Source organism: Streptomyces sp. NPDC018263 (genome assembly GCF_055562575.1).
This window is the reverse complement of record NZ_JBVHFA010000004.1, coordinates 60,362-73,425: the sequence shown is the minus strand read 5'-3', so window position 1 is coordinate 73,425 and position 13,064 is coordinate 60,362. Positions and strand designations below refer to the sequence as shown.

Genomic DNA, 13,064 nt, shown 5'->3' with positions numbered 1-13,064 from the left:
GAGAGTGCGCCCCCCAAAGTGGTATGGACCAATCCAACTGTCAAGGGACAGCACGGGATTGGTCCATACCGGGATGGCGACGGGGTGCTACAGCGGCAGCGCCGCTCCGGCTCCGGCGGCGGCCGGAGCGGCGAGCGGCGCCGCGGGCGCGGGCAGCCGCAGCTCCGCCTCCTCGGGCTCCTGCTCGGTGAGCGTCGACGAGCCCAGCGGGCGGGGCCCGGAGACCACCGCGTAGTCCTGGCCGAGGAACGGCGGCTCCACCCGGCCGGGGTCCTCCCCGAGCGCCAACTGCACAGCGGCCCAGGGGGCGTTGACCCCGCACAGCGAGAGCTGGTGCAGCCCGCCCGCCGCACGGGTGTTGACGTCCAGCAGCACCGGCCGGTCGCCCAGCATGCGGAACTGGATGTTGGACAGGTAGTGCAGCCCGAAGCCCTCCGCGATCAGCCGGGCCGGCTCCAGCCAGCGCTCGTCCAGCGTGAAGCCGCGACGCCGGCCGTTCTTGGTGCGGCCCACCATCAGCCGGACCCGGTTGTCCGTGCCGGTCAGGCAGTCCACCGACACCTCCGGCTGCTCCAGCCGCGGCATCACCAGCAGGTCCACCGGTTCCTCGGCCTCCCGCAGCGCCGACACGGCCAGGTCGAGCGGCACGTACGGGCTCGGGAAGCCGCTCAGGTGCGCCATCGAGAAGGGCGAGCGGGTGATCATCCGGAAGCCGACCCCGCCCGCACCGGAGGCGGGCTTGAAGCACGCCCGGTGCCCAGCCTCCTCCAACTCTGCTACTGCGGCCAGGAGTTCGTCCGCCGTGCGGGCCCGGAACCACGGCGGCACCGGCACGCCCACCGAGCGGACCGCCTCGTACGCGGTCACCTTGTCCTCGAACACCGCCACCGCCTCCGGTGTCGGCGCCAGCAGGGCCGTACCCGCCGCGGCGAAGTCGGCGCGGTGCGCCACGATCGCCGCCTGGTGCAGCCGGGGCACGAAGACATCGATGCCACGCCGGGCGCACTGGTCGAGCGCGTACTCGACGTACCCCGCCGGGGACAGCCCCTCCGGCTCCAGCGCGGCGGTGTCGGCGGCGGCCAGCACGGGGGAGTCCGGGTCGCCGTGCGTCGCGTGGATCTCCACGGCGCGGTCGCTCGGGTTCCTCCGGAGCTGATCCATGAAGAACACGTTCTCCGCGTACGTGCGGTTGAGCCAGACGCGTACGCGAGAGACCATGCGGGGCCGCCTTTCGGGGGTTTTCGGGCAGGACTCAGCGGTCCGCGCCCGGACAGGAGGAAGGAAGGGTCACCAAACCGCCCTGAGAAAAGGGGTGTTGGGCGGCGAGTGATGGGGCGATCATACGGCCTGCGCGGAGTGGTTCGTGCAACGCGCGTGTTACGGATCGGCCGGGCGCGTCGGCCCCGCGGAACGGCCCGCTCTTGCCCGTCTCCCGGCGATGTGCTGTCGTGGTGCCGCGCCGCACTGTCGTGGGAGGTCGGGTACCCGGTGATCGAGGAGCTGCTGCCGGAGACGGTGGTCGCCGTGGAGTCGTACGGCGTTCCCGACGACGACCCGGACACCGCGCTCTTCCCCGGGGAACGGGCCCTGGTGGCCCGCGCGGTCGCCAAACGGCGCCTCGAATTCACCTCCGCCCGGGTCTGCGCCCGGCGCGCGATGGAGAAGCTCGGCCGGACGCCCGCCCCCGTGCCGACCGGCGAGCGCGGCGCGCCCGTCTGGCCGGAGGGCCTGCTGGGCAGCATGACCCACTGCGACGGCTACCGGTGCGCGGCCCTGGCCCGCACGGGTGACCTGGCCTCGCTCGGCATCGACGCCGAGACGCACGAACCGCTGCCCGAGGGCGTCCTCGACTCCGTCTCCCTGCCCGCCGAACGGGACCGGCAGCGGGCGCTGGCGGCGGTCCGGCCCGCAGTGCACTTCGACCGGCTGCTGTTCAGCGCCAAGGAGTCCGTGTACAAGGCGTGGTTCCCGCTGACCCGCGCCTGGCTGGACTTCTCCGAGGCCGACATCGAGCTGGTCCCCACGCACACCGACCGGGGCACCTTCCACGCCCGGCTCCTCGTACCGGGCCCTCTGGTGGGCGGCGCCCGCCTGACCGGGTTCGACGGCCACTGGCTCACCGGCGACGGACTGGTCCTCACGACGGTGACCGTACCGGCGCCCTGACCCCCTGACCCCCTGACCCCTGGGCCTACGGGCACCAGGCGCGCAGCAGCTCGAAGAATTCGTCCTCGTTCCCCGCGAGACCCGCTGTGGCCAGCGCCTGTTCGGCCTCCGCCAGCACGGTCGGCGGCACCATGGCCGGGGCCGCGTCCGGCGGGCCGTCCAGGGTGGCCCGCACGGTGTGCAGCAGCCGGAGATACGCCTGGACGGCGGTGCGCTCACGGTCGGTCAGTACGGCGGTCGGCATCGGTCGGCTCCCCGGTCGGCGGCACGGTTCACGCACGCTGGCGCCGCGCACCGCCCCTCGCGGCACGCAGGGTTCCAGCTTGCCGCCCACCACTGACAACGCGTCGGCTCCGGCCCGCCCGGGGTCGCCCGTACGGCGCAGGGCACGGCGTCCGGGCGGTTCTCCGAGCCTCAGCCCTGCGGCCCCGGATACCCCAGCGACGTACCGATCCGGCCCGCCACGTCGTCCCGGCGCACCGGGCCGCTCAGCGACGAACCCCGCATCCGCGTACGGCACTTGCTGGCCAGCAGCAGGCCGAAGGTCTCCGCGTCCCGCTCCTCGTCCTGGTCGAACCGGGTGCGCGCGGCGACCCGGTGCACGGCCGCCCGCAGTGCCTCCCGGTCGGTGTCGTCCGTCAGCAGCCGGGTGGCCACACCCATGCCGAGGCCGTCGACCCGGTGGGCGGCGTGGTCGGTCTGCATGTGCCACAGCTCGTGGCCGAGAATCACCAACTGATGGTCGGGCGCGGTGCGTTCCTCCACCACGACCAGATCCCGGTCGTTCATGTCCAGCCACAGCCCGCTGGCCGTACCGGGCGGGAAGACCGACGTACGGAAGTGCACCGGGCGGCCGCGCCTGCGGCTCATCGCCGAGCACAGCGAGCGGTACAGCTCCTCGGGCGGCACCGGCGCGGGCCGCCGGTCCAACTGTCCGACCAGTTCGGCGCACAGCCGCCGCATGACCTTGGCGATGTTCTTGGACCCCATCCCGCTCACGACCCCGGCTGCCGGACGCTCTCCAGCAGCATGTCCAGCCACTCCGCGACCTTGTCGCGGTGCTGGTCGGTGGGGAGCTGGGCGGCCCGCCAGGCGATCCCGCGCACCCCGTGGTCCTGGAGCAGCCGCTCCAGCGGGTCCTGCGCCGTCCCGGAGGCGGCCCGCTCCCGGTCCGCCAGTTTCTGGAGCAGCTCCTGCTCGATGTGCTGGAGGACGCCGGCCAGCGCCTCGGGGTCCTCCGCCGTGAGGAACCCGGCGTGCACGTGGAAGAACCGCTGGAGCGCGTCGCAGTGCTCCATCGTGGGGCGCCGGTCGCCGTTGATCAGGGCGCCCGCCTGCTGCCGGGACATGCCCGCGCCGTCCGCGATCTCCTGCTGGGTGTATCTGCGCCCGCCGGGCTTGAGCCGGGTGCGGCGCAGCAGGTCCAGGCGTTGCAGAAAGCGGGCCTGCACATCCGGTTCACCGGCCGGGCGGCCGGCCAGCAGCGCCTTGACCACGGGCTCGGGGACCCCGCTGCCGACCGAGAGCCGGGCGATGTCGAACACCTCGGGGTGCGGGACGCCTAGCCGGTCGGCGAGCGCGGTGACGCGGGCGACGACGGCCGGAAGCTGAGCGGTCGCCGTGGCGCCCGGATTCTCGTAGCCATCCGTCACCGACAGAACTCCTACGTCTCTGGGCGGCCGCGCGAGATCGGGTGCGCTTGTCACCCCCGGCCGCCGTGAACATCCCGGAGAGTAGCCCGTGGTTCGAACTCGCATCCAGGTCTCGCCACAACTGTGGCGAATTTCAGCCGTCAACAGGCATGAAATGCCACGATAGTTGACACGGCTCGCGTCGGAGCAGCAGGATCGCAGCGCCGCGTGCAGGCGGCCAAGGCAAGAGGGGTGACCACCCGATGGCACATCAGGCGGGAGGGCGGCGGCCGGTATCCCGGTCCGTCCCCGAGAGCGGTGAGGCGCGGGAGTATCTGGACGACTACGCCGCCGTGGTGGAGGCCGCCCCGTTCCCCTCGCTCGTCGTCGACCACCGCTGGAACGTCATTCTGGCCAACGACGCCTTCGCCGCCCTCTTCGGTGAGGTCCGGCACCATCCCACCGCGATGCCCGGCGACAACTTCCTGCGCTTCGTCCTCTTCCACCCCGACGCCGGCCGGGTGCTCGGTGAGCACGAGCCGGGCTGGTGCCTGCCGATGCTGGCCCAGCTCAAGGCCGCGATGGAGGGGTACGGCCACGACCACGAACTCCAGGCGATACGCCGGGACGTGGGCCACGACCCGATCATGGAGGCCGCCTACCGGCAGGGGCTGCCGCACTGGATTCACGCGGTCGGCGAGAGCGCGGCCCGGCTCGACGGCTCCGTACGCCTGCTGCACCACCCCGACCCGCGCCGGGGTACCGCCGAGTGCCGGGTCGTGGACGAGACCCCGCCCCTGCTGCGGGACCTGGGTCACCGGCGCCTGACGATGATCCCCCGGCAGCCGTCCGCCGCGGTCCGGCGCGCCCACCTGATGGTCGTCCCCACCCCTTAGACCCGGCCCGGCCCCGTCGGTGTTCAGGTCATCGACGGCGCCGGGTCATCCGCACCCCGTGACCGTTACGCAAGCTGCTTGCGTAACTTGCGCTACCCTTGCGCGCATGACGCGACGACTTGCGGAAGTGGCGAAGAAGGTCGGGGTCAGCGAGGCCACCGTCAGCCGGGTGCTCAACGGCAAGCCCGGAGTCTCCGACGCCACCCGGCAGTCGGTCCTCACCGCCCTGGACGTCCTGGGCTACGAGCGCCCCACCCAGTTGCGCGGGGAGCGCGCCCGCCTGGTCGGCCTGGTCCTGCCGGAACTCCAGAACCCCATCTTCCCGGCGTTCGCCGAGGTCATCGGCGGCGCGCTCGCCCAGCTCGGGCTCACCCCCGTGCTGTGCACCCAGACCAAGGGCGGCGTCTCGGAGGCCGACTACGTCGAACTCCTCCTCCAGCAGCAGGTCTCCGGCGTCGTCTTCGCCGGCGGGCTGTACGCGCAGGCCGACGCCCCGCACGACCACTACCGCCGCCTCGCGGACCGCAGCATCCCGGTGGTGCTGGTCAACGCGGCCATAGAGCATCTTGGCTTCCCCGCCGTCTCCTGCGACGACACGGTCGCCGTCGAGCAGGCGTGGCGCCACCTCGCCTCCCTCGGCCACGAGCGCATCGGCCTGGTCCTCGGCCCCGGCGACCACGTGCCCTCCGCCCGCAAGCTCGCCGCCGCCCGCGCGCTGGCGGGCGACCTGCCGGACGCCCATGTGGCGCGTGCCATCTTCTCCATCGAGGGCGGCCACGCCGCCGCCTCCCGGCTCATCGACCGGGGCGTCACCGGCATCGTCTGCGCCAGCGACCCGCTCGCCCTGGGCGCGGTGAGGGCAGCCCGGCGCAAGGGACTTGACGTGCCGGGCCGCATCTCCGTGGTCGGCTACGACGACTCGGCGTTCATGAACTGCACCGAGCCCCCGCTCACCACCGTCCGCCAGCCCATCGAGGCCATGGGCCGCGCCGCCGTGGAGCTGCTGAACGCGCAGATCGGCGGCACCTCCGTGCCCGCGGAGGAGCTGCTGTTCGAGCCCGAACTGGTGGTCCGGGGCTCCACCGCGCAAGCGCCGCGCGACTGAGCGCTCCGGGGAACCGTCCGGCTGTCAAATAATTACAGATTCTGCGCGACATCTTGCGGCACGGTGTCGTCGGTGCTTGAGTGTGCGGCGCCCACCGCTCCTGCCTTGAGGGGTCCACCGATGAGAAGCACCGGGTTCCGCCGCACCGTCGCCGCGATCGGCGTCTGTTCCTCCCTCGCCCTCACCGCAGCAGCCTGCGGCTCGGACGACGACAGCTCGGCGGGCGGCAAGACCCGCATCACCGTCAACTGCGAGCCGCCCAGGAGCGCCAAGGTCGACCGCCGGTTCTTCGAGGAGGACATCGCCTCCTTCGAGAAGGCCCACCCGGACATCGATGTGGTCGCCCACGACGCGTTCCCCTGCCAGGACCCCAAGACCTTCGACGCCAAGCTCGCCGGCGGCCAGATGGAGGACGTGTTCTACACCTACTTCACCGACGCCCGGCATGTGGTCGACATCCACCAGGCCGCCGACCTCACCCCGTACGTCAAGGAACTGAAGAGCTACGACAGCATCCAGAAGCAGCTCCGGGACATCTACACCGTCGACGGCAAGGTCTACGGCATCCCGCGCACCGGCTACTCCATGGGGCTGATCTACAACCGCGCCCTGTTCGAGAAGGCCGGCCTCGACCCCGACAAGCCCCCGGCCACCTGGGACGAGGTCCGCGCCGCCGCCAAGAGGATCGCCCAACTCGGCAACGGCACCGTGGGATACGCCGACTACAGCGCCCAGAACCAGGGCGGCTGGCACTTCACCGCCGAGCTGTACTCCCAGGGCGGCGACGTCGTCAGCGCCGACGGCAAGAAGGCCACCGTCGACACCCCCGAGGGCCACGCCGTGCTGGAGAACCTGCACGACATGCGCTGGGCGGACGACTCCATGGGCAGCAAGCAGCTCCTCGTCATCAACGACGCCCAGCAGATGATGGGTTCGGGCAAGCTCGGCATGTACCTCTCGGCGCCGGACAACATCCCGATCCTCGTCAAGGAGAAGGGCGGCTCGTACAAGGACCTCGCGCTCGCCCCGATGCCCGGCGGCAAGGGCACGCTCATCGGCGGCGACGGCTACATGTTCAACAAGAAGGCCAGCCCCGCCCAGATCCGCGCCGGCCTCAAGTGGCTCGACCACATGTTCCTCACCCCCGGAGACGGCTTCCTCGGCGACTACGCCCGCGCCAAGAAGAACGACGCCCCCGTCGGCCTGCCCGAGCCGCGTCTGTTCACCGGCGCCGCCGACGCCAAGGACCAGCAGGTCAAGAAGGCCAACGCCAATGTCCCGGTGGAGAACTACCAGTCGTTCCTGGACGGCAACCAGAGCCTCGACATGAAGATCGAGCCGCCGCACGCCCAGCAGATCTACTCGGTGCTCGACGGCGTCGTCTCCGCCGTCCTCACCAAGAAGGACGCGGACGTCGACCAGCTCCTCAAGGACGCCGACGGCAAGATCGACAGCATCCTGGCGCGGGGCTGACCACCATGACCAAGACGGTCGAGCGGCCCCCCGCGACCGCCGCCCCCCTGGCCCCGCCGCCCTCCCCGGCAGGCGGCGGCCGGGGCCGCCGGGCGCTGGCCGACCAGGTCCGCGCCTACGGCTTCCTCCTCGGCGGCCTGGTCTGCTTCGCTCTGTTCTCCTGGTACCCGGCGATCCGCGCCGTCGTCATCGCCTTCCAGCGCTACACCCCCGGCTCCTCGCCCGAATGGGTCGGCACCGCCAACTTCCGCCGGGTCCTGCACGATCCGGAGTTCGGCGCGGCCTGGCGCAACACCCTCACCTTCACCCTGCTCGCCCTCCTCCTGGGCTTCGCCGTGCCCTTCGTGCTCGCCCTCGTCCTCAACGAACTCCGGCACGCCAAGGCGTTCTTCCGGGTCGTGGTCTACCTCCCGGTGATGATCCCGCCGGTGGTCAGCGCCCTGCTGTGGAAGTGGTTCTACGACCCCGGCGCCGGTCTCGCCAACGAGACCCTGCGCGCGCTGCACCTGCCCACCTCGAACTGGTCCAACGGCACCGACACCGCACTGATCTCCCTGGTCGTCGTGGCCACGTGGGCCAACCTCGGCGGTACCGTCCTCATCTACCTCGCCGCCCTCCAGTCCATCCCCGGCGAGCTGTACGAGGCCGCCGAACTCGACGGCGCGAGTCTGCTCCAGCGCATACGGCACGTCACGATCCCGCAGACCCGGTTCGTGATCCTCATGCTGATGCTCCTTCAGATCATCGCCACCATGCAGGTGTTCACCGAACCCTTCGTGATCACCGGCGGCGGCCCGGAGAGCGCGACCGTGACTGTGCTCTACCTGATCTACAAGTACGCCTTCCTCTACAACGACTTCGGCGGGGCCTGCGCCCTCAGCGTCATGCTGCTGGTGCTGCTCGGCGCCTTCTCCGCCCTCTACCTCCGGCTCACCCGCAGCGAGGGGGACGCATGAACACCCGTACCGAGGAGGGCGCATGAGCACGCGTACCCTCGTCTCCCCGGCCACCCTCGCCCGCCCGCGCGGAAAGGCCCTGTACTGGACGGTGTTCGGGGGCGTCGTCGTCCTCTTCACGGTCGCCTTCCTGTTCCCCGTGTACTGGATGGCGTCCGGCGCGATGAAGTCCCCGGACGAGATCGCCCGTACCCCGCCCACCCTGGTCCCCGAGCACTGGCACCTGGACGGATACACCGACGCCTGGGACCTGATGCAGCTCCCGCGGCACCTCTGGAACACCGTGGTGCAGGCGGCCGGTGCCTGGGCCTTCCAGCTCGTGTTCTGCACGGCCGCCGCCTACGCGCTGTCCAAGCTGAAGCCCGCCTTCAAAGGCGTGGTCCTCGGCGGCATCCTCGCCACCCTGATGGTCCCGGCGCAGGCGCTCGTCGTACCGAAGTACCTGACCGCGGCCGACCTGCCGCTGATCCACACCAGTCTGCTCAACGACCCGCTGGGCATCTGGCTGCCGGCCGTCGCCAACGCCTTCAACCTGTACCTGCTCAAGCGGTTCTTCGACCAGTTGCCCCGCGACGTGCTGGAGGCGGCCGAGATCGACGGCGCGGGGAAGCTGCGCACCCTGTGGTCGGTCGTACTGCCCATGTCCCGGCCGGTGCTCGGCGTGGTCTCCATCTTCGCGCTGGTCGCCGTCTGGCAGGACTTCCTCTGGCCGCTGATGGTCTTCTCCGACACCGACAAGCAGCCGATCAGTGTGGCACTCGTCCAGTTGTCGCAGAACATCCAGCTCACCGTGCTCGTCGCGGCCATGGTGATCGCCAGCATCCCCATGGTGGCGCTCTTCCTCGTGTTCCAGCGGCACATCATCGCCGGCATCAGCGCGGGCAGCACCAAGGGCTGACCCGGCCCCCTCGACACACCTCGACAGAAAGGGCACGCACCGTGGCACAGCCCACCCATGCCCGCAGGCAGGCCGACTGGTGGCGCTCGGCCGTCATCTACCAGGTGTACGTACGCAGCTTCGCGGACGGCGACGGCGACGGCACCGGAGACCTCGCCGGGGTCCGCGCCCGACTGCCCTACCTCGCCGAACTCGGCGTGGACGCCCTGTGGTTCAACCCCTGGTACCTGTCCCCGATGAAGGACGGCGGCTACGACGTCGCCGACTACCGCACCGTCGACCCCGCCTTCGGCACCCTCGCCGAGGCCGAGAAGCTCATCGCCGAGGCGCGTGAGCTGGGCATCCGCACCATCGTCGACATCGTGCCCAACCACGTCTCCGACCAGCACCCCTGGTTCCGGGCCGCGCTCGCCGCCGGCCCCGGCAGCCCCGAGCGCGAGCTGTTCCACTTCCGCCCCGGACGCGGGGCGCACGGCGAACTCCCGCCCAACGACTGGCCGTCGCAGTTCGTCGGCTCCACCGAACCGGTGTGGACCCGGCTGCCGGACGGCGACTGGTACCTGCACCTGTTCACCCCCGAGCAGCCCGACCTCAACTGGGCCCACCCGGCCGTGCGCCGCGAGCACGAGGACATCCTGCGCTTCTGGTTCGAACGCGGGGTCGCGGGCGTCCGCATCGACTCCGCCGCCCTGCTCGCCAAGGACCCCGGCCTGCCCGACCTCGCCGGCGCCCCCGACCCGCACCCCTTCGTCGACCGCGACGAACTCCACGACGTCTACCGCTCCTGGCGCGCGGTCGCCGACGAGTACGACGGGGTGTTCGTCGGCGAGGTCTGGCTCCCCGACGCCGAGCGCTTCGCCCGCTACCTGCGCCCCGACGAACTGCACACCGCCTTCAACTTCGCCTTCCTGTCCTGCCCCTGGAACGCGGACCGGCTGCGCGCCGCCATCGACTCCACCCTCGCCGAGCACGCGCCCGTGGGCGCCCCCGCCACCTGGGTGCTGTGCAACCACGACATCACCCGCACCGTCACCCGCTACGGCCGCGCCGACACCGGCTTCGACTTCGCCGCCAAGGCGTTCGGCACCCCCACCGACCTCGCGCTCGGCACCCGCCGCGCCCGCGCCGCCGCCCTGCTCTCCCTCGCCCTGCCCGGCTCGGTCTACCTCTACCAGGGGGAGGAGCTGGGCCTGCCCGAGGCGGACATCCCGGTGGACCGGATCGAGGACCCGATGCACCACCGCTCCGGCGGCACCGACCCCGGCCGCGACGGCTGCCGGGTCCCGCTGCCCTGGTCCGCCGACGCCCCCTACGCGGGCTTCGGCTCGCGCGAGGAGCCGTGGCTGCCGCTGCCGGCGGGCTGGGCGGCGTACGCGGCCGACCGGCAGGAAGGCGACCCGGACTCCATGCTCACCCTGTACCGCGAGGCCATCGCCGCCCGGCCGGCGTTCGGCGAGGGCCCGCTGACCTGGCTCCCCGCCCCCGAGGGCGTCCTCGCCTTCGCCCGTGCGGACGGCGCCCTGTGCGTGGTGAACCTCGCCGCCGCGCCCGCCGATCTCCCCGCGCACTCCGAACTCCTGCTCAGCAGCGGCCCCCTGGACGAGTCCGGCCGACTGCCGCAGGACACGGCGGTCTGGCTGCGCGCCTGAACCGCCCGCGCACCTGCTATCCCCGGCACCCCCACCCTGAAGGGATCAGCACATGCATCGCAGCAGCACCGCCAGACACCTCCGGAGCCTGCCGGCCCTGGGCGCCGTCGTCGCCCTCGCCGCGGGCATGACGGTCGCCGTGGCCCCGGCCGCGCAGGCCGCCTCCGGCGCCACCCTGCCGTTCACCTCCGTCGAGGCCGAGTCCGCCACCACCACGGGCACCAAGGTCGGCCCCGACTACACCCAGGGCAGCCTCGCCTCCGAGGCGTCCGGACGACAGGCCGTACGCCTCAACTCCGGTCAGCGCGTGGAGTTCACCGTGCCGCGCGCGGCCAACGCCGTGAACGTCGCCTACAGCGTCCCGGACGGCCAGTCCGGCTCGCTCGCCGTCTACGTCAACGGCACCCGGATCGCCAAGACGCTTCCCGTCACCTCCAAGTACAGCTACATCGACACCAGTTGGATACCGGGCTCGAAGAACCACCACTTCTTCGACAACGCCCGCCTGCTGCTCGGCCAGAACGTCCAGGCGGGCGACAAGGTCGCCTTCGAGTCCACCGGCACCCAAGTCACTCTCGACGTGGCCGACTTCGAGCAGGCCGCGGCCGCCGCCACCCAGCCCGCGGGTTCGGTGTCCGTCGTCTCCAAGGGCGCCGACCCGAGCGGCGGCGGGGACTCCACCCAGGCGTTCCGCGACGCCATCGCGGCCGCGCAGGGCGGCACGGTGTGGATTCCGCCGGGCGACTACCGGATCACGTCCTCGCTCAGCGGGGTGCAGAACGTGACGCTGCGCGGCGCCGGCCACTGGTACTCGGTCGTGCACACCTCCCGCTTCATCGACCAGTCCAGCTCCTCCGGCAACGTCCACCTGCGGGACTTCGCGGTCGTCGGCGAGGTCACCGAGCGCGTCGACTCCAGCCCGGACAACTTCGTCAACGGCTCGCTCGGCCCCAACTCGTCGGTGTCCGGCATGTGGGTCCAGCACATGAAGGTCGGCCTGTGGCTGTTGGGGAACAACGACAACCTGGTCGTGGAGAACAACCGCATCCTCGACACCACCGCGGACGGCCTCAACCTCAACGGCAACGCCCGAGGGGTGCGCGTCAGCAACAACTTCCTGCGCAACCAGGGTGACGACTCCCTCGCCATGTGGTCCCTTTACGCCCCGGACAGCAATTCCAGCTTCGAGAACAACACCATCTCGCAGCCCAACCTCGCCAACGGCATCGCCATCTACGGCGGCACCGACATCTCGGTGAAGAACAACCTGGTGTCCGACACCAACGCCCTCGGCAGCGGTATCGCCATCTCCAACCAGAAGTTCCTCGACCCCTTCTCCCCGCTGGCCGGCACCATCACGGTCTCGGGGAACACCCTGGTCCGCACCGGCGCCCTGAACCCCAACTGGAACCACCCGATGGGCGCGCTGCGCGTCGACTCCTACGACAGCGCCATCAACGCCACGGTCAACATCACCGACACCACGATCACCGACAGCCCCTACTCCGCCTTCGAGTTCGTCTCCGGCGGCGGCCAGGGCTACCCGGTACGCAACGTCAACGTGACCGGCGCGACGGTGAAGAACACCGGGACCGTGGTCGTGCAGGCCGAGGCGCAGGGCGCGGCCACCCTCAGGAACGTCACCGCCACCCAGGTGGGCGTCGCCGGGATCTACAACTGCCCCTACCCGGCGAACTCCGGCTCCTTCGCGCTCACCGACGGCGGGGGCAACTCCGGCTGGAGCAGTACCTGGGCGGACTGCTCGACCTGGCCCCAGCCCGGCCAGGGCAACCCCGAGCCGGACCCGGGCCGCAACCTGGTCAAGGGCCGCCCGGCCACCGCGACCGGCTCCCAGGACGTCTACACCCCCGGCAAGGCGGCCGACGGCGACGCCAACACCTACTGGGAGTCGGCCAACAACGCCTTCCCGCAGTCCTGGACCTCCGACCTCGGCTCCGCCTACCCGGTCCGCCGCGTCGTCCTCAAACTGCCCCCGTCCTCGGCCTGGGGCGCCCGCACCCAGACCATCGCCGTCCAGGGCAGCACCGACGGCTCGGCCTTCACCACCCTGTCCGCCGCCCAGGGCTACCGCTTCGATCCGGCCACCGGCAACACCGTCACCGTCTCCCTCCCCACCGGCACCACCCTCCGCCACCTCCGCCTGACCGTCACCGCCAACACCGGCTGGCCTGCGGGCCAGTTCAGCGAGGTGGAGGCGTACCAGACGCCCTGACGCGAAAAAGTTGGTCAGGTACGGTTCAAGCCACGATAAGGTGCCCCGGTGACCACG

The 13,064-nt window shown here is 71.4% G+C and carries 12 protein-coding genes; 8 read left to right on the top strand and 4 right to left on the bottom strand.

Annotated elements, in window-relative coordinates:
* Window positions 1-87: 87 nt before the first annotated feature.
* The gene (locus ACZ3HQ_RS12795; RefSeq protein ID WP_467510151.1) at window positions 88-1,218 is read right to left on the bottom strand and encodes an ATP-grasp domain-containing protein; all 1,131 of its coding nucleotides are present in this window, start codon (window positions 1,216-1,218) and stop codon (window positions 88-90) included.
* 270 nt (window positions 1,219-1,488) lie between these two features.
* Here ACZ3HQ_RS12795 and ACZ3HQ_RS12790 point away from each other — a divergent pair, with 270 nt between their 5' ends.
* Window positions 1,489-2,166, top strand: a complete 678-nt coding sequence (locus tag ACZ3HQ_RS12790; RefSeq protein ID WP_467510149.1) for a 4'-phosphopantetheinyl transferase family protein — start codon at window positions 1,489-1,491, stop codon at window positions 2,164-2,166.
* A gap of 25 nt (window positions 2,167-2,191) precedes the next feature.
* On the opposite strand, the gene ACZ3HQ_RS12785 is transcribed toward ACZ3HQ_RS12790, so the two are convergent.
* The 3 genes from ACZ3HQ_RS12785 to ACZ3HQ_RS12775 all read right to left on the bottom strand — a co-directional run bounded on the left by ACZ3HQ_RS12785 (window position 2,192) and on the right by ACZ3HQ_RS12775 (window position 3,818).
* Complete coding sequence (locus ACZ3HQ_RS12785) at window positions 2,192-2,410, bottom strand: hypothetical protein (protein WP_467510147.1); 219 nt, start codon at window positions 2,408-2,410, stop codon at window positions 2,192-2,194.
* Window positions 2,411-2,580: 170 nt separating this feature from the next.
* Window positions 2,581-3,129, bottom strand: a complete 549-nt coding sequence (locus tag ACZ3HQ_RS12780; protein ID WP_467511047.1) for a toxin-antitoxin system, toxin component — start codon at window positions 3,127-3,129, stop codon at window positions 2,581-2,583.
* Between the two features lie 32 nt (window positions 3,130-3,161).
* The gene (locus ACZ3HQ_RS12775) at window positions 3,162-3,818 is read right to left on the bottom strand and encodes a helix-turn-helix domain-containing protein (RefSeq protein WP_467510145.1); all 657 of its coding nucleotides are present in this window, start codon (window positions 3,816-3,818) and stop codon (window positions 3,162-3,164) included.
* A 242-nt stretch (window positions 3,819-4,060) separates the two neighbouring features.
* On the opposite strand from ACZ3HQ_RS12775, the gene ACZ3HQ_RS12770 reads away from it, so the two are divergent.
* The 7 genes from ACZ3HQ_RS12770 to ACZ3HQ_RS12740 all read left to right on the top strand — a co-directional run bounded on the left by ACZ3HQ_RS12770 (window position 4,061) and on the right by ACZ3HQ_RS12740 (window position 13,007).
* Entirely contained in the window at window positions 4,061-4,693 is a 633-nt protein-coding gene (locus tag ACZ3HQ_RS12770; protein WP_467510143.1) for an MmyB family transcriptional regulator, read from the top strand.
* Between the two features lie 106 nt (window positions 4,694-4,799).
* Window positions 4,800-5,798 (top strand): LacI family DNA-binding transcriptional regulator, encoded by a 999-nt coding sequence (locus tag ACZ3HQ_RS12765; RefSeq protein ID WP_467510141.1) that lies wholly within the window; start codon window positions 4,800-4,802, stop codon window positions 5,796-5,798.
* Between the two features lie 120 nt (window positions 5,799-5,918).
* Window positions 5,919-7,271, top strand: a complete 1,353-nt coding sequence (locus ACZ3HQ_RS12760; protein ID WP_467510139.1) for an ABC transporter substrate-binding protein — start codon at window positions 5,919-5,921, stop codon at window positions 7,269-7,271.
* 5 nt (window positions 7,272-7,276) lie between these two features.
* Entirely contained in the window at window positions 7,277-8,227 is a 951-nt protein-coding gene (locus tag ACZ3HQ_RS12755) for a carbohydrate ABC transporter permease (protein ID WP_467510137.1), read from the top strand.
* A 22-nt stretch (window positions 8,228-8,249) separates the two neighbouring features.
* Window positions 8,250-9,125: a carbohydrate ABC transporter permease gene (locus tag ACZ3HQ_RS12750; RefSeq protein ID WP_467510135.1), complete on the top strand. Its 876-nt coding sequence runs from the start codon at window positions 8,250-8,252 to the stop codon at window positions 9,123-9,125.
* Between the two features lie 41 nt (window positions 9,126-9,166).
* The gene (locus ACZ3HQ_RS12745) at window positions 9,167-10,774 is read left to right on the top strand and encodes a glycoside hydrolase family 13 protein (RefSeq protein WP_467510133.1); all 1,608 of its coding nucleotides are present in this window, start codon (window positions 9,167-9,169) and stop codon (window positions 10,772-10,774) included.
* A gap of 52 nt (window positions 10,775-10,826) precedes the next feature.
* Window positions 10,827-13,007: a discoidin domain-containing protein gene (locus ACZ3HQ_RS12740; protein ID WP_467510131.1), complete on the top strand. Its 2,181-nt coding sequence runs from the start codon at window positions 10,827-10,829 to the stop codon at window positions 13,005-13,007.
* Window positions 13,008-13,064 lie beyond the last annotated feature (57 nt).

Coding starts and splice junctions, on each gene's coding strand:
- ACZ3HQ_RS12750 (WP_467510135.1), top strand. CDS start 8,250: ATGAGCACGCGTACCCTCGTCTCCCCGGCCACCCTCGCCCGCCCGCGC.
- ACZ3HQ_RS12780 (WP_467511047.1), bottom strand. CDS start 3,129: ATGCGGCGGCTGTGCGCCGAACTGGTCGGACAGTTGGACCGGCGGCCC.
- ACZ3HQ_RS12755 (WP_467510137.1), top strand. CDS start 7,277: ATGACCAAGACGGTCGAGCGGCCCCCCGCGACCGCCGCCCCCCTGGCC.
- ACZ3HQ_RS12760 (WP_467510139.1), top strand. CDS start 5,919: ATGAGAAGCACCGGGTTCCGCCGCACCGTCGCCGCGATCGGCGTCTGT.
- ACZ3HQ_RS12740 (WP_467510131.1), top strand. CDS start 10,827: ATGCATCGCAGCAGCACCGCCAGACACCTCCGGAGCCTGCCGGCCCTG.
- ACZ3HQ_RS12770 (WP_467510143.1), top strand. CDS start 4,061: ATGGCACATCAGGCGGGAGGGCGGCGGCCGGTATCCCGGTCCGTCCCC.
- ACZ3HQ_RS12795 (WP_467510151.1), bottom strand. CDS start 1,218: ATGGTCTCTCGCGTACGCGTCTGGCTCAACCGCACGTACGCGGAGAAC.
- ACZ3HQ_RS12785 (WP_467510147.1), bottom strand. CDS start 2,410: ATGCCGACCGCCGTACTGACCGACCGTGAGCGCACCGCCGTCCAGGCG.
- ACZ3HQ_RS12765 (WP_467510141.1), top strand. CDS start 4,800: ATGACGCGACGACTTGCGGAAGTGGCGAAGAAGGTCGGGGTCAGCGAG.